This window comes from Dyadobacter psychrotolerans, assembly GCF_004349265.1.
In the GTDB taxonomy this organism is placed as follows: Bacteria; Bacteroidota; Bacteroidia; order Cytophagales; family Spirosomataceae; genus Dyadobacter; species Dyadobacter psychrotolerans.
On record NZ_SMFL01000014.1, the window covers coordinates 155,372 to 178,232 of the forward strand.

Annotated in this window: 18 protein-coding genes; 12 read left to right on the forward strand and 6 right to left on the reverse strand. The window is 43.0% G+C overall.

The window, feature by feature from the left end; genetic code table 11:
* Positions 1-16 precede the first annotated feature (16 nt).
* A complete protein-coding gene (locus E0F88_RS27510) occupies positions 17-1,888 on the forward strand; it encodes a RagB/SusD family nutrient uptake outer membrane protein (protein ID WP_131961554.1) in 1,872 nt (623 codons plus the stop codon).
* A gap of 1,117 nt (positions 1,889-3,005) precedes the next feature.
* A complete protein-coding gene (locus tag E0F88_RS27515; protein WP_131961555.1) occupies positions 3,006-3,227 on the forward strand; it encodes a hypothetical protein in 222 nt (73 codons plus the stop codon).
* A 270-nt stretch (positions 3,228-3,497) separates the two neighbouring features.
* Here the strand turns inward: E0F88_RS27515 and E0F88_RS27520 are convergent, their stop codons facing one another.
* Positions 3,498-4,403: a TraB/GumN family protein gene (locus E0F88_RS27520; protein WP_131961556.1), complete on the reverse strand. Its 906-nt coding sequence runs from the start codon at positions 4,401-4,403 to the stop codon at positions 3,498-3,500.
* Positions 4,404-4,638: 235 nt separating this feature from the next.
* On the opposite strand from E0F88_RS27520, the gene E0F88_RS27525 reads away from it, so the two are divergent.
* A complete protein-coding gene (locus E0F88_RS27525; RefSeq protein WP_131961557.1) occupies positions 4,639-5,301 on the forward strand; it encodes a dihydrofolate reductase family protein in 663 nt (220 codons plus the stop codon).
* Between the two features lie 20 nt (positions 5,302-5,321).
* On the opposite strand, the gene E0F88_RS27530 is transcribed toward E0F88_RS27525, so the two are convergent.
* The 4 genes from E0F88_RS27530 to E0F88_RS27545 form a co-directional block, all read right to left on the reverse strand.
* Positions 5,322-6,644 (reverse strand): amidohydrolase, encoded by a 1,323-nt coding sequence (locus E0F88_RS27530; RefSeq protein WP_131961558.1) that lies wholly within the window; start codon positions 6,642-6,644, stop codon positions 5,322-5,324.
* Positions 6,645-6,757: 113 nt separating this feature from the next.
* Complete coding sequence (locus E0F88_RS27535) at positions 6,758-7,606, reverse strand: AraC family transcriptional regulator (RefSeq protein ID WP_131961559.1); 849 nt, start codon at positions 7,604-7,606, stop codon at positions 6,758-6,760.
* Positions 7,607-7,629: 23 nt separating this feature from the next.
* Positions 7,630-8,925, reverse strand: a complete 1,296-nt coding sequence (locus tag E0F88_RS27540) for a sensor histidine kinase (RefSeq protein WP_131961560.1) — start codon at positions 8,923-8,925, stop codon at positions 7,630-7,632.
* Positions 8,926-9,202: 277 nt separating this feature from the next.
* Positions 9,203-11,098: a hypothetical protein gene (locus tag E0F88_RS27545; protein ID WP_131961561.1), complete on the reverse strand. Its 1,896-nt coding sequence runs from the start codon at positions 11,096-11,098 to the stop codon at positions 9,203-9,205.
* Between the two features lie 260 nt (positions 11,099-11,358).
* On the opposite strand from E0F88_RS27545, the gene E0F88_RS27550 reads away from it, so the two are divergent.
* The 6 genes from E0F88_RS27550 (at position 11,359) to E0F88_RS27575 (ending at position 19,263) form a co-directional block, all read left to right on the forward strand.
* Complete coding sequence (locus tag E0F88_RS27550) at positions 11,359-12,582, forward strand: alginate lyase family protein (protein ID WP_131961562.1); 1,224 nt, start codon at positions 11,359-11,361, stop codon at positions 12,580-12,582.
* Between the two features lie 186 nt (positions 12,583-12,768).
* Positions 12,769-13,797, forward strand: a complete 1,029-nt coding sequence (locus E0F88_RS27555; protein WP_131961563.1) for a sensor histidine kinase — start codon at positions 12,769-12,771, stop codon at positions 13,795-13,797.
* Between the two features lie 14 nt (positions 13,798-13,811).
* Positions 13,812-14,255, forward strand: a complete 444-nt coding sequence (locus E0F88_RS27560; protein ID WP_131961564.1) for a response regulator — start codon at positions 13,812-13,814, stop codon at positions 14,253-14,255.
* Positions 14,256-14,295: 40 nt separating this feature from the next.
* A complete protein-coding gene (locus E0F88_RS27565; protein ID WP_165940167.1) occupies positions 14,296-17,301 on the forward strand; it encodes a PAS domain S-box protein in 3,006 nt (1,001 codons plus the stop codon).
* Between the two features lie 23 nt (positions 17,302-17,324).
* The gene (locus tag E0F88_RS27570; protein WP_131961566.1) at positions 17,325-17,732 is read left to right on the forward strand and encodes a response regulator; all 408 of its coding nucleotides are present in this window, start codon (positions 17,325-17,327) and stop codon (positions 17,730-17,732) included.
* 292 nt (positions 17,733-18,024) lie between these two features.
* Positions 18,025-19,263, forward strand: coding sequence for a sensor histidine kinase (locus tag E0F88_RS27575; protein WP_131961567.1), 1,239 nt, complete (start codon positions 18,025-18,027; stop codon positions 19,261-19,263).
* A gap of 130 nt (positions 19,264-19,393) precedes the next feature.
* Here the strand turns inward: E0F88_RS27575 and E0F88_RS27580 are convergent, their stop codons facing one another.
* On the reverse strand, positions 19,394-19,975 hold the full coding sequence (locus tag E0F88_RS27580; protein ID WP_131961568.1) for a hypothetical protein: 582 nt from the start codon (positions 19,973-19,975) through the stop codon (positions 19,394-19,396).
* A 73-nt stretch (positions 19,976-20,048) separates the two neighbouring features.
* Here E0F88_RS27580 and E0F88_RS27585 point away from each other — a divergent pair, with 73 nt between their 5' ends.
* The 3 genes from E0F88_RS27585 to E0F88_RS27595 all read left to right on the forward strand — a co-directional run bounded on the left by E0F88_RS27585 (position 20,049) and on the right by E0F88_RS27595 (position 22,851).
* Positions 20,049-20,453, forward strand: a complete 405-nt coding sequence (locus E0F88_RS27585) for a hypothetical protein (RefSeq protein WP_131961569.1) — start codon at positions 20,049-20,051, stop codon at positions 20,451-20,453.
* 2 nt (positions 20,454-20,455) lie between these two features.
* Positions 20,456-20,896 carry a DUF3299 domain-containing protein gene (locus E0F88_RS27590; protein ID WP_229213933.1) on the forward strand — a complete coding sequence of 147 codons (441 nt, stop codon included), beginning with the start codon at positions 20,456-20,458 and terminating at the stop codon, positions 20,894-20,896.
* A 188-nt stretch (positions 20,897-21,084) separates the two neighbouring features.
* Positions 21,085-22,851, forward strand: coding sequence for a 7TM diverse intracellular signaling domain-containing protein (locus E0F88_RS27595; RefSeq protein ID WP_131961570.1), 1,767 nt, complete (start codon positions 21,085-21,087; stop codon positions 22,849-22,851).
* Positions 22,852-22,861: the final 10 nt, after the last annotated feature.

Genomic DNA, 22,861 nt, shown 5'->3' on the forward strand with positions numbered 1-22,861 from the left:
ATTTATTGAAATCAACATGAAAAAATACATTTCTAAAATATTTATTATAAGTGCCTTAATTAGCTGTTCGACATCCTGTGAGCAGTATCTGGACGTGGTACCTTCTGAGCTTGTCACCGAGGACAAGATCTGGACAAACATTAACAGTGCCAACGCTGCTTTGGCGCAGATTTACAGCAAGTTGCCATCAGGTTTGACCGATGGGTCTGTTATCAGTGAGCTGGCTTGTGCGACGGACGAAGCGGTATTTCACTGGTATGCAGGATCTTCCTCTGATCAGTATAACATGGGAGCATGGACTGCGGGGAATAACCCTTTTGGCAACTGGTCAGGAAGATATCAGGATATCCGAAAGGCTAATATATTTTTGGAGAAAATCACTTCGGTCCCCATTCCGGCTGAGCAGAGTTCAAAGTATGCTGTATTGATCCCGCAGTATGTTGCCGAAGCGCGCTTTTTAAGAGCAATGTTCTACTTCGATTTATTCCGGATGTACGGTGCCGTTCCGTTGATCACTAAGTCTTTGGACTATACAAATCCCGATGAATATGCAGTAGCAAGAAATTCCGTGGATGAAGTCGTTAATTTTATCGTCTCTGAATGTAATCAAATTGCCACGCAGCTTCCGGCTCACCACCCCGATGCTGAGTTGGGCAGGGCGAATAAAGGTGCCGCACTTGCGTTAGCCGCACGTACCTTGTTATATGCAGCCAGCCCGCTATTTAACGGTAACAGCAAATATGCAGGTGTTAAAAATCCGGATGGCAAGGCACTTTTCCCTCAGGCGTATGATAAAGAAAAATGGAAACTGGCAGCGGATGCAGCTAAAAAGGTCCTGGATCTGGATTACAAATTGTATACCTCAACGGATCCGATTAATAGTTACGAAAAATTATTCTATACCCGAGACTGGCAGGAAACTATTTTACCCTACAATCATCCAAACACGAAGATGATCGAGCAAAACCACTTGCCCTATGGCGGAGCATTCCGTGGCTGGTCCAATTATAGCCCTTTGGAGGAACTGGTAGAAAGCTATGAAATGAAAAACGGCAAACCGATTTCTGACCCTACCTCAGGTTATACAGAGACAGGGTTCTGGACGGCGCCTGTCGTTGGAGGTGACGGTACGGCAGCGACAGTAACGCTGACAAATGTTTCGAACAGATATAAAGATCGTGATCCTCGTTTCTATGCTACCGTTTCCTTCCAGAACAGTATGTGGGCAGCAGCTACTACAAGAATACCGATCCGTTTGGCATGGTGGGGTGCAGGGCAGGCGAACGGGTCCAATGGATGGCCAATGCAGGGAGGAGGCACAACTTCTATCAGTGGTTACACGATCCGGAAATGGCTGGACCCTAGCGTTGATATCGGCAACTGGTACACTTCACCTGATGCCCGCCGGAATTACCCGATTTTCAGATTGGCGGAATTCTATCTGGCCTATGCCGAAGCACTAAATGAATACAATGGCGGTCCGAATGCGGAAGCTGTCGCTGCAATCAATAAGGTACGTGCGCGCGTAAATATGCCAGGGCTACCCGTCGTTGCATCAGACAATACACTTGAAGGTTTCAGAAGCCGTGTAAGAAATGAAAAAAGAGTGGAATTTGCATTTGAAGCGCACAGGTTCTGGGATGTCAGGCGCTGGCTGATTGCCGAAAACGTAGATCGCGGAGCTGTTCACGGAATGAATTCAAGGCCTGCTTCAGGTGAACTGGTGGCAACTGGCCTGAATGTAAACAGTCAGGAAGCAGGTTTGGCTGTATTTTATAAGAAGGTCCCCCTACAAACCCGTGTTTTTGAATATCGTCACTATCTGATGCCCATTCCGATTAACGAAATGGACGTTAACCGCCAGTTGGTTCAGAATTTTGGATGGTAATTTCCGCTGAATAGCGCAGTCGCAGCAATGGAGAATCCACGCCCCATTCTCTGCACCAACATGTTTGGTGTAGTGAAATCGGGCGTGGCTTTTTTATGCAGCATGAGAACTAGCCCCACCGGCCACAAGAAAAACGAATTCACCTACTGAATTTTCAACCACTTTAAATTCTCGTAAAGTCCGGAGCAATCTTTGTGAATGAAAGATCCGCAACCAGTTTACTTGCATGACAACAGTATCAATAAATACTTCAACGACAATGAAGGCGTATCATTGTTGCTTGCTGAGTCAAACAGTATGCTCATCTGACTATAAGTTTTTTGCTCAATATCCGGCAATTCACCAGCCAATTGACATACCCAAACCTAGTATGTCGATGATTATTAATAGCTTGTCGCTTGAAATTCTGAATCTGATAACGAAGTATTCTGAAAGCATTGCACCAAGATTTCTTTGCAAATCAGTTGCTAAATAAAAAACGGCATTTTACACTTGATTTGCGTTTGCCGGCCTACTGGCTGACATCATTGAAAGTGCACTGTTACCGCTGCAACTTTAGATTAGACTATGATTTAACATCCTGGACTCCGGTCTGCACGCATACATATAACGGTAGATCTGAAAAGTTTGCGATGGATAGCATAATGGAAGAGAGATGCGTTATCATTCAAATAAGTAAAGCCAGTGTCTTTTCCTGCGCCAATCTTGTTGGATGAAAAAATTTTTGTGTAAATACCCAGGCCTATTCGAGCGGACCAACTGCTAATCTGTTATTTTACAAAGCGCCCCGGTTATAAAAAATAAACTTCTTGCCACCTGCCAAACCGTTAGTTTCTAAATCTTTTAAAAATTTATTTCACTCATAAACAGTTATTTACAATACCTGTCTACGCTTTGTCTATGGTTGTTTTTTGGAAGTGTGATTTTTATTTTTCTGCTTTACAAAAACGATCAGACAAACCTCCCCCACATATCATTTTTCGCCATCGGACTGCCTGCTTGCCAGACGACCGGTGATGAGATTTCACCCGTTATTTTTCAATCCGAAATATATTCCGATTAATCGGTGTCTACATCTTTTTATTAAGTAAATATGACCACAAGGAAACATTTATGTATGTTGGCAATTCTTCTGCTGACACTTTTTGCAAGGACTCAGATCGTTTCACATTCGGGTATATCTGCTGTCAAGGCAGCTGATTCAGCAGGCAAAAGAGTCGCAGCACCCGCGTTAGCTTCCCGCAGTCCAAGGCTCAGCCCTGAAATTACCGATCAAACCAGCAGGGATAGCGCAGTGATAAACGCTCAGAAAAATCCGTGGGAAAGACTTCCCCGATAAAGTTACTGTCTCAACGCCCAGATTGCTGTAGATTTATTTTATATTTCATCCCGTGGTTACAAGCAAATTTCATCCAGTGGATACGGATGTTTCTGCTATTGAGAAGAATATAATGAATACTTAATAAGGTAAAAAACTTAAAGCAGTGCCAACGATTTTCAAAATGGAAATAGTTCAAAAGAACTCCTAAGGCAGCAAGCTTTATTGATAGCTCATTTTTTTCAGATTAGCCCGTCTCTGCTTCTGGCGAAGATATCTTGACAACACCGGCTAGGGCCTGTCGGGAACGACCGGCTCAACGCTGTACCCTCTTTGTCTAAGCTGCCGGACTAACCCTTCCTGGTAAAATAAGTGACGTATTCCAACTGCAACAAAACAGCTGGTATCTTTAAAGGCTTGATCCAAAGTCTGAATCCACTTTTTATTTCGGTCCAGTAGAAATGAAGAAGATATATTTATATTTTTCAATTCGGTATCAAATTGATAATCCAATTTAAAGTTTCGGTAATCTTCCATAAAGCTGCATTGCGATGCATCATCACGCAGCATCTTATCCATCAGATCCGAGCAGGCCTCGGCATACATCAAATCGCGCCCTGACCCATTATCATTAGACGCATTTTCTATAATCGCCATCTGATCTGTGTCTAAGGACCGAGTCTGCAAGTGGTTTTCAACAGCAAAATTTTCTATGTAGCCATCCATTGTCTGATTAGAGCTACGAGCAGTGGTATCACAAAAATTCTGACTATATATCCGGTTCAGTGTCAGCAGCAAAAGTAAAGGCGATGATCTGTACCAGGATGAATCCTGTGATTTTTCAATAAAATTCCCAAATATCGTTTTCTGATCCGCATTCAACAATGTGTTCCACAGCCGTACATCCCAGGTTTTCTTCATTGACAGATTCTCAACAGCCTTTCTCTGTGATCCGCCATGAGCGTCCGGGGCTGTTTGCTCGACAAATAATACCTTACATTGCTTTAACTTTTCTGCCGCATGAGGAATCGAGCGAAAAAAGGTGGAATTTACTTCATGAAACGTGCCTAATAAATATGATCTGTGCACACTACCCGGCATACTAACTTCCCACAATAGGCAACCGGGCTGATTTTGGCTAAATGATGCCAGGGGCTGAAATATCAGAAACAATATCGACAAACTTGTTCTCTTCATTGGCTTTACTTAACTCGAAGCTGATCGCTTGCCATCTAAAAGCTGTGGCTGGCGGATCTTTACTGCATCCATTTTACTAGCTCACTAAGCACGCTTAGCAAACCACTGGCTATTTTTCATCTAATACCGTAGCTCTTCCGGCGCTTTGTCGCATAAACAGCCAAAATCTGTCCTGATCACACCCTGTGTTAAATGATGATTCCATGTAACTTTCGCTGTATTTAAATACGGTGTAATGAGAAAAATAATCGTTTCCACTTTTATTAGCATGGATGGCGTTCTGCAATCGCCCGGCGGGCCATTTGAAGATCCGGATAACCATTTCAAATGGGGAGGCTGGTCTGTTGAGTATTGGGATGATCTGATGAATAAAACCATGCAGCAGTCAACTTCCCAACCTTTCGATTTGCTTTTGGGCCGGACGACCTATGAAATATTTGCTGCACACTGGCCCTATCAAAAAGACGATCCGACCTCAGAGAAGTTCAATAAAATACAAAAATTTGTGGTCAGCAGCCGCCAAACCATAGATCTGTCATGGCAAAACTCCACGCTTCTGACTGGCGATGTAGCAGCTGAGCTTAAAAAGCTAAAACAGCAGCAGGGCCCGGATCTGCTTGTCAATGGAAGCGGCAAACTGGTCCAGACCCTGCTGGAAAACAAGCTTGTTGATCTGCTGCACACCTGGGTATTTCCGATTACACTCGGCGCGGGCAAAAAGCTTTTTGACTCAGGCACGCAGCCCTCGCAGTGGAAACTAACGGATGCAAAACTAGCCAGCACGGGTGTGATCATAGCCAGTTATATCCCGGATGGAGACATCAGGCTGGGCTCTTTTGTGCCGGATCAGATAAGCGAGAAAGAAACCGAAAGACGCTCCGGATTTAGCGTTGAATGAAAGTCTTGGTTTAATCCCGCTTAGAAAACAATTTTGCCGCGGTGGATCAAAGATCTGACAGGTGATATTCTCGAAACGGCTTCTGCTGAGCAGCTCGCCTCAACCAATACCATATCTGCCTGGTCGCCTGCTTTTGGCCAGGCCTGGTTTCCTTTATCATCAAGGGGAAGAACGTTGTGGGTAGCTAATTTCAGAATTCTGGAAAGGTCAAACTCTGTACGGTAGCCATATAACTGCGCGGCCATATTTGCCTTCTGCAGAATGCTGCCGCTTCCGAAAGTACTCCACCAGTCAATGATACAATCGTTGCCGCACACTACGTCAACACCATGCTTGTAAAGCACCGGGATGGGCATTATTGTGCTTCCGAAGGGAATCGTCGAGGCGATACCTATCTTGGCACCGGCAAGTTTTTGAGCGGTTTGCTCTAATTTACTTTTATCCAGGTTTGCCAGCGCAAAGCTGTGACTGATAAACGTTCTACCCTTCAAAACCGGGTTTTCGATCACTTTGTCTATCAAATAATTGATCGTTTTCAGACCCGATTCGCCGCTTTCATGAAGATGTATATCAATACCCTTCTGATGATCCAGGGCGAGCTGGACGACAAAATCCATATGTTTTTCTATCGCGCCGTCAATGCTGGTCGGATCCAGACCTCCGATAAAATCGATATCCATCTGGGCAGCCTCCTTCATCAGCTGCTCGGACTTGGTGTAATAGATGCCGTGCTGCGGGAAGGCTACCAACTCAGCCTGGAAGGAATCCTTCTTGTTTTCAAGTGCCTTTTGCAGATTCATCAACGAGTTAAGCCCCGAAGTCGGCTCGATATTAACATGCGAACGGGCATAGTTTGTGCCGTAGGACTGCATCAGCTCAATGAGCTTTTCGGTTCTGGGAACCGAGGTTTTAAGCAGCTCGGGGATGATCTGCTGCTCATAGGCGATCATATCCTTGACGGTTTTGTTTTTTGCAAGTTTTGCCTTCCAGCCTAGTCCGTAGAATGTTTTGTCCAGATGAATATGCATGTCTTTAAATGCAGGCAACAGAAGCATTCCTTTGGCATCAACAGCCTTTGCAGCCGGTTGATTGGCAAGGACTGATTTTACCTTACCCTCAGCGATCTCAATGGAAAACAGCGCTGTTTTAGTATGGACAACTTCGCCATCTTCATATTCAAAACCCGTCTCAAGTCTTACATTTTTTAACATAAATGATTTACCTGTATGCTCAGGCCCGGTTCTGTGCGCGGCAGCCGATTCTGTCAAAATACCTGCCCCGGCTGCAAGCAGCACCGAGGAGTTTTTAATAAAACTTTTACGGGAAATCTTTGATGCGTCCATGAACTTGTAGTTTTATGCAAAAATAAGGGTCTGATCACCAAAAAAGTGGTAGGATTCATGCCATAACTTGTATAAATTATAACACTTACGAATCAGATCGGCAATTTTTAATATTATGATAAATCTCTGAACTGCCTTGGAGCCAAACCAGTCTGACTTTTAAAGAATTTGGAAAAGTAGGCCAGATCATAAAAGCCAAGCTCGTAAGAAATTTCTTTGATAGGCTGCTTCGAAGTTAGCAGCCGCCGCTTCGCTTCCAGTGTCAACCTGGCATGAATCAGCCAGGTGGCCGGATGTTGCAAATGTCTTTTACAGAGTATGTTCAGGTAATTAGGGGAGACATTGAGCTGGCTGGCATAAAATGAAACAGACTTTTGCTCTTTAAAATGTTTGTTGATCAGCAGTTGAAACGCAGCCAGTACAGGTTTACTGTGGCCATTTGCTGACTTTTCAAATATCTGCGCTGCCTGGCGGCTGACAATGTGCGCAATGATCTGACACCTTGCACTGAGCATATCCCAAAGAACTTTTCCTGATAAAAGCTCATTGGCTATAGACTGGAATTCATACAGGAGTTTTTCAAAGGTTTGATCATCCACCCCCAGCACAGGATGATTTTGATACTGAATCAAATCGTTGCTGAAAGCGTGTGAAAAAGTTTCAAAGCTACGCTTGCTTATCATGATCTGGTAGGCTCTGGTACTCTGATCTAACTTCCAGGAATGCACCTGGTCGGGAAAAAGCAAATGAATTTGGTTTGGCCCAACCTGATAATCAACAAAATCGATTGTGTGCTTACCACTCCCCTGCTGAAACAAAAGGAAAAGAAAGAAATCATGTTTATGGGGCTTTTCAATAAAACGCGCACCATCAATCTGATGGTACTGAAAACGTTCCCCCTGCTGATGCTCCATTTGGAACTGACTAATACCAAGTGTAGGTATGTCGACTTTTGTTTTCATGCCGTAAATTACAAAATCACAGCTTACGAATTGGCGTTCTCAACGACTGGGAAGCTCAGACGGAAAGTAGTGCCCTCTGCAAGCCGGCTCTTGAACGTAATTTCACCACCCTGCAGTTCTGTAAATTCCTTGCAAAGCATCAATCCAAGTCCCACGCCCCGCTCCAGATCGGTGCCCTGTTGGGATTTTACCGAAAGCGAGAAAATATCCTTTTGCAACTGATCAGGTATACCAATGCCATCATCCTTGATACAGATTACACACTGTTGATTTTCAATATTTGCACTTAACCAGATGTTACCCCTGCTTGAAGTAAATTTGATTGCATTCATCAGGATATTTCTTACAACCAGCTCGAACATTTGCCGGTCGGCCTTCACTGTGATTACCGCGGGAATGTCAATCCAAAAACGAATTTGTTTATTGTCAGCAATACGTTGCACCTGACTGATTACCGATTCCAATGCTTCACTTACAGAAAGCGTATGCAGATCCGGATTAAAATGCTGCATTTGCCCTCTGGTCCAAAGAAGAATGTTGGAAAGCATCATCGATGCATTTTTCGTCATCGCCAGCAGCTGGCTTTTGATCTGCTGCTTTTCCTGTTCATCGAGCTCAAAGTCGACGAGCACCTCCAGATAACTCTGCAGGGAAGCAATCGGCTCTTTTAAATCATGCCCGATCACAGATAAAAGCTTGTTCTTGGTGACATTGGCCGTCTCCAGATCCTGTGTTTTAATAATCAACTCCTCACGCTGCTTATTATACGCTTTTATGATGTAAACCGTGACCATAAAGGCAAAGCCGGCGATGATCAAATAAGAGAAGACCATATCGATGTATCTGCCCTGACTGTCCGGATAAGTCAGTTTAATTGTTTCAGGAAACAGGAATTCTACCGTGAGCAGCCCGGTTACCAGCAAGATATTTAAGGGTAACCACAAGTAGTATTGTTTGGTTGGGCTCGTAACGACGCAAACGAGAAATGCCAGCAAAAAAATCGTGTAGGTCGGCCCGTTTATCCCCGAATTGAAGTAATAATTAAAAACCAAAGCGACATTGACAAAGACCTGGAAAACACCAGCGCTAAGCTGATGCATACTTTTGATCCGTGACAGATAGTATAAAATGCCAGCACTTACCACCACAGCAGATAGCAGTACAGCAAGCGAAGGGATCTGTAAGTAAAGCGCAACCGGTATGTTTATCGAGATGCAGACCACAAGGGCCAAACACACTGCATGAAAGATTCTTGTCTCAAGTTTAAAAAAAGATCCGCTCCCAACTAACCGTTCAAAATAATAAGATGTCTTATCCATTTGTTTAATCCTGCGAGGCTCACAACGTTTGAGTACAAATATTCAAAATTTTAGTCATAAAGTCCCCTCTCAAGCACCGAAAGAAACCAAAATTTCAAAAAAAGTTGGAAACCACCCCGCGAAGTTTTCTGACCCTCGTGTAGCATCGTTTACATAGACTACAAACAATTTTCTATAAGATGGAAGATCCAGAATCTGAATCCGTAAAACAGATTTATGATGGCTGTGGATAAAAAACAACTCAATTATTTAGTCAGTGCTCAGTCACCAAAGCGAATCAAAGACTGCTGATTTTGATATTTCCTATATAACAATCCACTAAGTCCGCATCCTGCGTAAAACTTCGTATCGTAAAACTGTTGTAGGTAATCCCTTCAGGAATGCTGCAATCACCACAAGGCTTACCGTATTTGGTCTTAAACTGCAAAGAGTTGGTAAGCTCTTTTCCGTCCAGAAACAAAGCAACACTGCCGCCTTTCTTTAAAAGCTGCACATGCACTTTGCGTTTGGAATTGGTGAAAACAGATTGTGGAGCGGTAAAATAGCCCCCTTTATCATTGTAATCCATTTTTGAGGGCGTATTGACAAGCTCGATATTGACCTCTCCGCGGTAGTCATGTTTTGCTTCCAGCGCACTTTGATTGCCCGCGGTGATGCTTGTTTTCAGAAAGGAAGCATATTGCAGACCATCACTTCCTTTTTTGCTTCCTTTTAGCTCCATGGTGATATTAGCGCCCCATCTGCCATCAAAACCTGAGGTGAGTATGTCATATTCTATATTAAAGTTCTCTGGCAGGGACTCCAGGGTCGCAGATGTGAGCTGGTTGCCATATCCGAGCTTTAGCCAATTGCCATTCTGCCCTTCCACTTTACTGACCGTATGGGCTTTACCGATGGAGCTAAAATGCCATCCTGCTGGTTTTGCGCCGGGTGATTCCTGGGAAAAATCATCAAACAAGACCATATTTGAAGAAACATGGGTCTGTTTTCTGGCTATCGTTTTTTGTCTGCCTGCGGTATTGTGCCGGTAGGCTTCCAGTCTTGCCTTTAACTCGCCTGCATTGGCAGCACTGTATGCTTTGGCTTTGATACTTTCAGGATTAAAGAAGTAGTTGTAGATATAATCATAGTTGATATTCTCAGACAGAGACGTAAACAGTTCATAAAGCTGATTACCGCTTTCTTTATTTTCAAAAGGGAACGAAACTGCCACCCACAGCGGATTGATATCATTTGCTTTCGCCCAGCTTGCCGAGTCGAGTTTAAACACCTGATAAAACTGCTTTAAACCTTTTTCAAATCCTGTTGCTTGAAACAAGTCCGGGTCTGTATCAAAGCTATACATGTTCGGCTGCATACTTCTGATAAGCGCATTTTCGTGCAAAGAATTACTGTACCTGCTTTTAAGCAACTGTATTTTGCTGCGGTATTTTTCCAGATCAGTTTTGATGAACTGGTCTACCGATTCCTGCTGAGTCTTTTGATTTGAGGGCCACTGCGCAGCCGCTTCTTTTCTTTTGTCAGCCAGCACCTTTGCAAGTCCCTGCTCAGCCTTTTCAAGCAGCTCCCCTGTGCTTACCGGAGTCCATGGCAGTTTATTATCCGGCGCCAAATACACCGTACACCACTCGTTTATCCAGGTAATATATTTGTATGCATTGGGATGAATGCGCGCATCAGCGCCTTTGCGGCCGTCAAGGACCTGTTTGCTAACAGCATAGCCATCGGGCTGGATGGTAAAGTAAAATTCACGGCCGGTATTAATAAAATGAATCGGAAATGCGCCGTACAATTGGTTGACCGATATGTCAAATCTTGTATTTTCCTCGGGTATGGGTTTGAAACGGCCATCGGGTTCAGTCCACTGCTTATCATGACTGACATTCCATACCAGAAAGTTTACACCATAACGTCTGCTACCAATGTAGCGTGAAGACGTACCTAAACCGCCAACGGGCGTATAACTGGTTTTCATCCACTTGACGATTTCATTGAGCACAGCCTCCTTTCTTTTTGCTACGGGATCGGTTTGCGGTTTGAGATGGTCGAATCTGTTATTTGCCCACCAGCCAATGATGCTGTCCTGAATGTTCTGATCAGCACGGCCCTGAGCCAGACAGTTTTGTGCCGCGCAGGTTAAGAGCATTATAAAAAGACATTCATATTTCATCATAGCCGGATTTAAGCTTAGAAATTTAAAAAAATTGCTGTGAACTTGCTCGTCTGACTTATTTAGCGGTCACTGAGAATCCACCACCGATTGAAGACTTATGCCGCCAGAACGTTTTTCAATCAGAATATCCTAATGAATCTGTACTCACACCCAAAAATGAGCTGACACAAGCCAAAATGCAAAAAGTACGCGCAGTAAATAATGCCTGTTTTAGACTTATTGGGATAACCGTTTTTGTTTCGGCCAATAAATTTTAAAGCATGACCCGGTTTAAAAGTCTTCTATTTACACTTCTGTTAACCTTTTTGTTTTGCCACACCAAGGCGCAAAATCAACCTAAGTTCTTATCAACACAAAAATTAGCACCTGCCCTAAAAGCACCTCAGGCGGTTAAACAGCTTATGGCTGATGCAGAACTGGCCATGAAGGTAAAAGCATATTCTGTCACCGACAACGCAGCGCTGAGCCCGGCGGGCGACAAACACGACTATTACAGCTGGGCACCTTATATGTGGCCCAACCCGGATACCAAAAGCGGCTATCCATACATCAACCGCGACGGGCGTACCAACCCGCAAACCGAAGCCAGGTCCGACAAACCGCTTCTTCGCCGCATGTCGGTTGCAGTAAATACGCTTGCGCTGGCTTATGCATACTCCAAAGATGTAAAGTATGCACAAAGGGCTGTAACGCTGATCAGAACCTGGTTTTTGGATCCAAACACTAAAATGAATCCAAACATGAATTTTGCCCAATGTACACCAGGCATCGAAAAAGGTGCACCGATCGGAATCATTGATTCCAGGTGGCTGACCCTGGTGATTGATGCTGACGACATTCTAAGCAGTGCAGGTATGATTTCCCAAACGGATCACAAGCAGCTGCAAAATTGGTTCAAAGGTTACCTGGACTGGCTTCTGACAAGCAAGCTGGGCAGAAGCGAAGCTGCCGCGGATAACAATCACGGAAGCTGGTGCGCAGTACAAATCGCCAGATATGCCCTTTTTACCGGAAATGAAACAATTGCCAAAGAAACCGTAAACGCTTCGAGGCGTTTCTTTGATATTCAAATCGATTCTCTGGGCCGTCAAAAACTTGAATTAAAGCGGACAAAATCATTTGATTACAGTCTTTACAACCTGCATGCGCTGATCGCATTGGCTCAAATAGGCGATTTGACCGGGATTGATCTTTGGCACTACAACGCCGGGGGCAAAAAAAATATCCTTGAATCGATCAAATTTATGGCAGGTTATGCAGATGACAAAAATCCATGGCCATTTCAGCAGATCGCTCCGAAAGCAATAAGTCTTGGCTATGAGGATTATGACCACTTTTCTGTTTACTATCCTTATGATTTGTGCAGTGCGCTCAGAATCGGAGTAAATGTATATCAAGACAAGTCTGTGCTAAAAGTGCTGGAATCTCTGCCAAAAGAATCGGCTCAGGCCAATCGCGCGGCACTGCTATATCCTGTTGAGTAAGGACGGTTTGCGGCATGAGCAACTTTTGGTTTGCAAGAAAAAAAAATAAAAAGTATCTCTGAATTAAATTTATCTCCGCTTTCAAATCAAATTTGTTTTATATTGTCGAAGTAATTCGGAATCCTGATTGGATGACAATCAATTTTCGTACCCTCTCATACCTATCAGAATTTACTTCGCAGCAGCATGGACAAATGGAAGAACCCGAAACTTGTTCTTGTCTCGGTAAATGAAATTGACCTTCAAAATAAGGAGAAGGAAAAGCGGGCTCAGGAGCTTCTTACAGCCAACAAAGAGCTCGTTTTTCAAAATGACGAAAAAGAAAAAAGAGCACAGGAGCTGATTGTGGCAAACCACGAACTTGTACTGCAAAATATAGAAAACGAAAAGAGAGCTGCCGCACTCACTTTGGCTAATGCGGATCTTCTCAGACAAAACGCTGAAATCAAAGAGCTGACCCTTGCCCTGGAGGCGGCAAAGCAGGAGCTGGAAACAGCGTATCTTGAAAAACAAAGACAAGCGCTGGTTCTACAAGCAGCAAATCAGGAACTCGAATCATTTTCTTATTCTGTGTCTCACGATTTGCGGGCTCCGCTGCGGGCCATCAACGGTTTTACCGAAATTCTGCTGGAAGAGTATATTGAAAAACTCGGCGAGGATGCCCAATATCTTCTTGGCGAAATCATTGCAAATTCCAAAAAGATGGGTCAGCTTATTGACAATCTGCTTGATTTTTCACGTCTAAGCAAACAACAGATTTCGTTTGCGCGTGTAGACCTGGACCTGCTTGTTAGATCGGTAACAGATCAGCTCTGTCGGCTCGAACCAGAACGTGAAATTCAGTTTGAATTTGACTGCCCCGATGCCGGTTTTGGTGACCGGAATATGTTAAGACAGGTGTTGGTAAATCTTGTATCCAACGCGCTGAAATACACCTCTAAAAAGCAAAAAACACGGATTCAGATCGCCTGCCACAGAGAAGAAAACAACTGTATTTTCTCCATCAGAGATAACGGAGCAGGTTTTGACATGATGTATTACGATAAACTTTTTGGAGTATTTCAGCGCCTGCACAGCAGCAACGAATTTGAAGGTACCGGTGTTGGGCTGGCAATCGTTCAAAAAATCATAGCAAAACATGGCGGAAAAGTTTGGGCACAAGCCCAGGTCAACGAAGGAGCCTGTTTTTATTTTTCACTACCCTTCTCATCGTAATCCTTCTTTAAAATATGGAAAATCAAGAGATTCAAATCCTTTTGGTGGAAGACAATAAATCCGATGCCGCACTGACAATCAGGGCGTTAAAAAAGCACAACCTGGCTAATAACCTTGTTCACCTCATTGATGGTGCACAGGCTATCGATTTCATTTTTGGTAAGGGAGAATTCTCCAGCCGGGATCCGGAAATAAAACCAAAAGTCATCTTTTTGGATATAAAAATGCCTAAAATAAGTGGTTTGGAGGTTCTAAGAATCATCAAAGCGGATGAGAGAACCAAACGCATACCCGTGGTGATGATGACCTCTTCGAATGAAGAAAGAGATATCATGGAAAGCCATCAGCTCGGCGTAAATAGCTATGTTGTCAAACCGCTTGGTTTTGCCAATTTCTCTAAGACCATTGCAGAACTGGGATTTTACTGGCTGGCGGTCAACAATGCACCAAGACAATGAGCACCAGCTTCAATTTTCCAATCGCGCTATCAAGCAGCTCATGAACACGACAATCAATATTCTGCATCTTGAAGACCTGCCCAGTGATGCGCTGTTTGTAGAAAAGACACTTAAAAAGTCCAACATTGCATTTCGCAAACTGATCGTCGACACCCGCGATAAGTTTATCACAGCACTGACAGCATTTTCACCCGATATTATTCTTTCCGATCATTCACTGCCTTCCTTCAATTCGATTGAAGCGCTGAAACTCCTCAGAGAAGCCAATCTGAACATCCCTTTTATTATCGTAACGGCGGCGATGAGCGATGAAGCCGCTGTCGATCTGATCGTTAACGGCGCTGACGATTATATTATCAAGGACCGTCTGAGCCGGCTGCCGGTTGCCATTACCAATGCTATTGAAAAGTTTCGGCTAAAAAAAATCCATCAGACCTTTTTAGAAACCCTTATCAAAAGCGAAAAGCGGTACCGCGCCCTGATAGAACATAGTGCAGACGGAGTTGTCATATTGGATCAAAGCGGTAAACCTAAATACGTCTCAGCATCGGTAAAAAATGTTTTAGGATATGAGCCAAATGAAGTGCTTAATATGGACTTATTTACATTGATGCATCCTGATGAGATAGCCGACATGACCTTGATGCTAAAAAAAATACTAAACCATCCCGGTAAAACTATACCCGGTCACACGGGCAGAATGCTTCACAAGGATGGAAGCTGGAGATGGATCGAAGCAACCGTTACCAACCTGCTGGATGATCCGGACATAAACGGAATCATCGATAACTTCAGAGATGTTACAGAGCGTGTGCAAGGCGAGCAGCTTTTAAGTGAAAGCGGTAAGTTTACAAACGCTATATTGTCTTCACTTGGCTCGCATATCTGTGTTATTGACAATACCGGCGTTATTGTAGCAGTCAACAAGGCATGGGCGGATTTTGGCAAAACCAATGGCGCAGTAAATCTTGCCAGGACCTCGCAGGGCACTAATTATTTTGAGATTTGCGAAAAAGCAATTCTAGCTGGTGATTTGATTGCCAAACAGGCATTAGATGGGGTTCTATCCGTTTTCAATAAGGACAAACCTGTATTTGAAATGGAATACCAGTGCGATTCGCCTGAGGAAAAAAGATGGTATGTTCTTCACGTAATGAAATTTGGTGAGGATCAGACCAAAGTTGTACTTTCACATCAGAACATTACAGAACAAAAAATTGCTATTCAACGCTTGGCGCAGAGCGAGTTAAGTTTAAAACAGGCCCAGTCGATGGCCAAGATCGGAAGCTGGGAGATGGACCTGCAAAGCTTTGAATTGAGCTGGTCAGAGCAAGCATATCGTATTTTCGAGACCAATTATGAGCAGTTTACTCCGACACATCGGTCATTTTTGGCGTTTTGTCACCCCTATGACCGCGTAAAGGTTGACAGGGCACTGCGTGATTCAGTGAAAGACTCCTCGATTGATTACATTGAGCACCGCATCATAACCGCCAGCGGCACGCAAAAAACGGTAGAACAAAGATGGATCGTTTCAAAGGATGATAACGGATTACCTATCAGTTTGATGGGAACCTGCCAGGATATTACAGAGAAAAAGGCACTGGAGCGGCTTTTGGACAAGGCCACTACCATGGCCCGGATCGGAAGTTACGAAGTCGATCTGGCAAATGATCTTTTTTTCTGGTCGCCGATGACCAAACTGATCCATGAAGTAGACCATGATTTTATTCCTACGGCAAAAACTGCCCTGGATTTTTACAAGCCCGGCTTAAACCGCCAGAAGGTCCAGGAAGCCATTGATTTGGTTATGAAAAATCAGACGCCCTTTGATTTGGAACTTCAGATTGTGACAGCGAATGGGAATGATCGGTGGGTCAGAGTCATTGGTGAAGCAGAACTTGTCAATGAAAAGTGTATTTTGTATGGCAGTTTTCAGGACATCGATAAGATTAAAGAAACGGAATTAGAAGTACTCAGGGCCTACGAAGAAAAAAATGTGATCCTTGAAAGTATCGGAGACGCCTTTTTTGCAGTAGACAAAGATTGGATAGTCAACTATTGGAACAAGGAAGCCAACAGGCTTTTACACCATACAAAAGAGGATGTTTTAAACAAAAATCTTTGGGAAGTTTTCCCCAAAAGCGTCGGGTCTGAATCCTATAAAAAATACAATCTTGCCGTTCAAAGTAAGCAGATTGTTCATTTTGAGGACTATTACCCGCCGATGGATTCCTGGCTGGAAGTAAGCGCATATCCATCATCGAACGGTTTGTCTGTCTTTTTCAAAGACATCACCGCCAGAAAACTGGCTGATAAAAAACTAAATGATCTAAACGATAAACTGCGCGCACATACCAACGAGCTGGTTATTTCCAATAAGGGTCTTGAACAGTTCTCATACATGGTTTCACATAATCTGCGCGCACCGGTAGCTAATATTATAGGCCTGGGCGGACTTCTAAAAGATGAAACCTACCCCTCTGATATCAGACAGGAGTTTTTGAATGGCATATTGGAAAACGTCCAGCGACTGGATGATGTGATCGTTGATTTAAATCTGATATTACAGGTTAAACGGCAAATCAGCGAAAAGAAAGAAACGGTTAATTTACAGATTTTGGTCGACACGATCCAGTCGAGTATAAAGAGTTTGATCGTAAAAGAGAAAGCCAGAATCACCACTGATTTTACCGCAGCAGATGAATTTGAGACGATGAAAACCTATCTGCACAGTATTTTTTATAATCTTATCCTCAATAGTATAAAATATCGTAAAGCTGATACTGCTCCCGTGATTGAGATCCGAAGCAGCCTCACAGCCGGCAAACTGATCATCAGTTTTAAAGACAACGGGCTGGGTATCGACTTGAATAAAAAAGCCGATCAGATCTTTGGGCTTTACAAACGCTTTCATCATCACGTGGAAGGCAAGGGCATGGGGCTTTTTATGGTTAAGACCCAGGTCGAAATGCTGGGTGGCACCATTTCTGTGAACAGTGAAGTAAACCTGGGAACTACCTTTTTGATCGAATTTAATGTCTAATATTTATCACAACCTCCGCAAAAATGAGCATTCCACACCACTACATCGTCGTAGACGATGATTCTTTAAATAATCTGGTCTGCAAACACGTAATTCTCAGATTTGATAAAGAGGCACAGATCATGCTTTTTGCAGATTCTGAACTAGCACTAAAATTTCTCGCAGAACAATTTATCCATCAAACAGAAAATGGTGGTAGCATCCTGTTTTTAGATATCAACATGCCGATCATCAATGGATGGGAATTTCTTAAAGCCTTTGAAGGATTAGAAGAGAAAATCCATAAACAGATCAGAATTTATCTTCTTTCTTCTTCGATTGATCCAAGTGATATTGAAAAAGCCCATGAAAATCCATTTGTAAAGGGCTATTACCCAAAACCGCTTAGCGTACAGACATTAGACGCGATCCGTAACGAAACAATGTCATAAGCGTTGGAGCAAAGAAATTTCGGTTAAAACTTATGATGACAAAACATAAATCTCTCCGCTCATCGAATTCGCGCCGGATGCTTATTACATTCAAGCTTCTATGGGATAGCAAAAAGAATCCTTTTGTTAAAGTTTAAAAACAAATACTTCAAAATTTGCACTAAGGATTGTTTTCTACAATTTTACAATCCGATAGCAACATGGATGGATGTCTGTCCTTGCTGAATAAAAAACTACATTGTAAAAGACTCAGAGCACTGTTTAGGCCCTATCTACCGGCAGCAAATATTTTATGACCAGACGTGAACATATAGCAGGACTGATTGTCGCTGCATCAATACCGCTTTTTATTTTACCTGCAAGAATTTCCGAAGGACAATGGAATGACCCTGTCAATCTGATTGGTTCAGAATTAGTCATTTTTCTGATGAGCCTGACGTGCTGGTACTGTCTTGTCTTTATTCAACATAAAGATAAGTTGCCGCTTTTTGCGAAACTTTTATTCTCATTGGTATGCTGCTGTGCTCTTTCCAATGTGTTCTATTTTACCTTCAATCCGATCTTTAAAGATTTCCCTTTCCGGACAGCCCAGAATCCATTGCTGATAAAAATCCTGATGCTATCCAGCAGAGGAATTCTGATGAGTGTCATTTTGATTCCCGCCGCTTACTATGTTAAAAAGGAGCAGGAAGCCCGTCTGGCCCGATTGGAAAATGAGCAGCTGATCATGGAAAGGATGCATTTTGAGAATCGGCTTCTGGAACAGGCAGTTGTAGAACGAACCAAAGCACTACAGGATACGCTTGTGTTGCTGCAAAGCTCACAGAACGAACTGGAGCATCAATCCTACATTCAATCCCGATTGATTGCCTCCATTACACACGATATCAGAGGCCCTTTTAAATTTGTGGTCCAGGTCTCAGAAAAAGTAGCGCATCTGGCCGCCAACACACAAGCCATTGAATTACAAAGCTATACAGACGAGCTAAACAAATCACTGGGCAACATGCTCACATTTGTTGACAATTTGCTCGAATTCACCAAGCTCCCTCTCAAACAAAAAATTTCGAAATCTGAAAATGTAAATCTTTTTGGTTTGGTCCGTGAAAAAGCTTCACTGTTTCATGGCACTTTTGCTGCAAACAAAAATGCGCTGATCATCGATGTAGACGAGAAGATCAGCGTGAAAACAAATTTTAATCTTCTAGGCATCATCCTGCACAATTTGATTGACAACGCCAATAAGCATACGATCGCAGGTAAAATTCAGATAACGCTAACTACAACTACGGATTCATTTAATTTGAAAATAAGCAATTCAGGTAAACTAATCGCAGATAATATTATTGACTGGATAAATACCCGCCAGAATTGGGCCGATCCTGAAAGCATTGCTCATACCAACCGCGTACGCGGGATTGGTCTTGTGCTGGTCAAAGAAATTGCCATGCTCTTAGAGATCGGTCTGTCGATGCGCAGCGAAAGCTCGGATACGCATGTGCTGCTCAGCTTTCCTAAGGATGAAGTCTAAGTAGTCAGCAATATTGTAAATGACTGCTAAGAATTCATTTAGCTAAATTTTGGACCAAGTCGTTGCACTGCCGCTCGTCACCAGAATACAAAGGTCTTAATCGCGATAATATAACCTAGCAGACAGCAACTCACAATGCGGTTGAACCCAATTCATCCTGCAAGGCTAACTTATACCCCTTTTGCCTCAAACTGAACAAAATTTCAGCTTTTGAAACCAGCTTACTTTGAAATGTCAGACAATAAGTGCTGCCCGGAATTTGAATCCTGCTTGTTTTGACACCCTTAATCAGCAGGATGTCTTCTTGCAAACGTACAGAATCATAGTCTCCCAATATTCTGATTTGAAGATTCCGGTGGGTTTTAAAAAACGCAAATTGCTGCTGGGCAATGCGCTGCTCTTCCGTTTTCAGCGGCTCGTAATAACCCATCAGCAGGCTTGCAACAGCAATTAAAAAACCAAATTGAAATGATCGTTTTTCAAGTCTGCTGTGAAAATAAGCCCGCCAAAAGTAATATCTGGCCAATCTGATGCTGATGTAAATAAATACCGATAGCTGTAGCAGTGTAAAAACTGTTTTGTGCGGCATCAACGGTGCAAAGGATGGAAACAATCCGGCCGTAGCAGCCAACAATGGTATCAGACAGCATCCCAGATGAAGAAACCAGATTAGCAAAGCAACGCATAAAGAAGAAATAGATTTGAGAATCATGCCAACGGTATTTTAAAATTCACTCTTTTTTGTGATATTTGCAACGTTGTTGCAAATACATAAGTTCACAATCATGAAAACAATTTTCTATCCGGTCATGTTAATTTTAGTCTTTTCACTGTCCGCATGCAGAGATGATCAGCAAAACACAGAAAAACTTGCAAAGGCCAATCAGGTTCACCTGCAGGCAATTGCGCTAGGTCAGGATTTAGAGAAAGAGCTAAGGCTCCTCAAAGAGAAAGAGGCAGATTCTGCAGCAATTCAAAAAATAGACAGTCTTACGGGTTTGATTGCATTGTGGCAGGATTCGATCCTGGAAGTTGGCGGCTTTGAGCACAATCACCCGCATGCAAATGAGCATCAGCATAAACCAGCTCCAAAAATGACGGCTCAGTCAATGCTCGACTATCAGATCACAGCCAAAGAAGCCATTGAAGCAATCGGCAAGCAAATCGAAGATCTAAAAAGTAAAAACTGACTATGAAAATAATGACAATTGCCAGCGTTTTGATCTGCTCACTGCTGGCCAAGGAAAAATTCACTCCCGTTGCAATTGGCTGGAAAAGGTTGACCGACGTGAAATTCACGCGTAAATTCAACAAGCAGGCAGAAATGTATTTTCTGTACCCAACATTCGGGCCTTCTGTCGGGGCGCTGAATGGCAAAGAGATCCAGATTCGGGGCTACGTCATTCCGGTTGATGAGCAAAACAACGTTTATGTGATTTCATCGCAGCCGATGGCCATGTGTTTTTTTTGCGGCGCAGCCGGCCCTGAATCCATCATTGAGTTGCAGCTCAAAGATCAACGGCAAAAATTTAAGACCGATGCTATTAAAACGGTCAAAGGTAAATTAGTATTAAATCCGGGAAATATTGAGCATCTGAATTACATTCTTAAAAACGCGGAAGTTGTGGAATAATCAGGTAAAGTATCACAGCCAAACAGTAATCTGACCTACTGCACAACAGCAGAAATCTAACCTGAATTTGAGAAAGTCTTCTTTACGGAAGATTGCTAACCTTTCCTGCCGCTTCTGGCGTTTCTTAGATAACTTTGTACTTTTAAAAGTTTCTTTCCGTTTGATAGTCTAACTCAACGCCATTAATCTTGAATAGAGCATTCATTTTGCTATTGCTTTTTATAATATCTGCACCAGCCAGCACCCAACCAGTCATACAGCCGCTGGCAGGAAGTGAGCAAATCCGGTTTGAGAATTTTACAGTACTACCAGACAAGGGATATGATTTTAAAAGGATTCAGACTGACTCCGCGCTTAACTTTAAGCCGGATTCAGCGCTGTCATCTGGCTATGCTTACTGGCTCAAAATACAAGTCATCAACCCCTACCCAACAGCCAAAGCATACACGATCCGTGTTTTTCCAGGTCTAAAAAATACATTTTATTTCTTTGACCCAACCGCTCAAAAGTGGTTAAGCCGGCAATCGGGACTTTTAAGCTATCAGCCATCACGGCTTCTGGGGATAGAACAAATTGAAATGCAGCCCAAAACAAATAATTTGTTGTATTTCAAAATTGATTTAACTTCTGCAACAAAAACAAGTCAAAAATTAAAGCCAACGCTCTTATTTATACCTCAAACGATCGACCAGCGTCACGAGCAGCAAATTCAGACTGCGCTGATCACGGCCATGATCGTACTACTGGTCTTCTTTGTAAACAATCTTTACGTATATCTAAGCTTTAAAGACGTTGCCATTTTATATTACTTAATCGGCCAACTTGGCGGAATGCTATATATAGCCTCTTACCGGTGGTATTTTCACATCTATTTTCCCAGTCCGGTTTTTAATTTCCGACTCGGTTCGGTGCTCGAATTTTATGATATAAATAAATTGTTAATGCACGTTGCGATCATTTTTACTTTTTTCGGTTTCGTACATTTCACACGTAGTTTTCTTAAAACTCCGGCAACGCTGCCAGGTTGCGACAAGGCCCTGCGATATAGTTTAAATTTTTACATCATTCTTAGCGTGATCGCTGCAATAGTTAATTTGGGTGGATGGAATTTCGAAGGCATTACCCTGATTTATGATAACGCCTATTGTCTCTTTCTGATTTTGATCATCATCTTTACCTGCATTAAGGGGTTTCTTAGCAAGCTACCAGCTGCCGGGTCTTTTCTGATGGCCAATCTGCTGACACTGCTGTTTATGCTGGGCATTCCGATTTATCACATGTTTATTTCTCTTAGCGGAGACGAAAAGTTTTGGCTGCCCGAGCTGGCAGCCATTGCACAGGCACTGGCTTTTTCGATAGCACTTGTGGCCCGGACAAAAACCATTCAAAACCAACTTAAAGCCAGTGAGCTTAACAACAACAAACTGACCTTTGATCTGAGGGAAATAGCGTACCGAAATCAGCTCAATGAAATGGAAATACAAAAGGTACAAACTGAAATCGAATCCGAAAAAACGCAAAACGAATTATTGAAGCAGCGCATGCAGGTCAATCAAAGAGAACTCGCCTCCTCGACGCTTTACATGGTTCAAAAAAACGAATTGCTGACTCAGCTTAAAACGCAGGTTCAGGACATGAACAGGGCTAACCGGGATGGTGTGCCCAAGGAATTAAAAAATATCGAGTCGCTTTTAACAGATAATCTACAGCTGGATAAGGACTGGCACAAATTTAAAATACATTTTGAGCAGGTACATCCTGATTTTTTTGAGAACTTAACTGCAAAGCATCCCACGCTTACTGCCAGAGAAACAAGGATATATGCCTATTTTTATATCAAACTTTCTACCAAAGAAATAGCTGCGCTGCTCGGCATTGACCCTGCCAGTGTACGCCGGGCGAAGACAAGGCTTTACAAAAAAATGGCTATTTCCGATACCGATCAGGATGAATAAAAAATTGTAG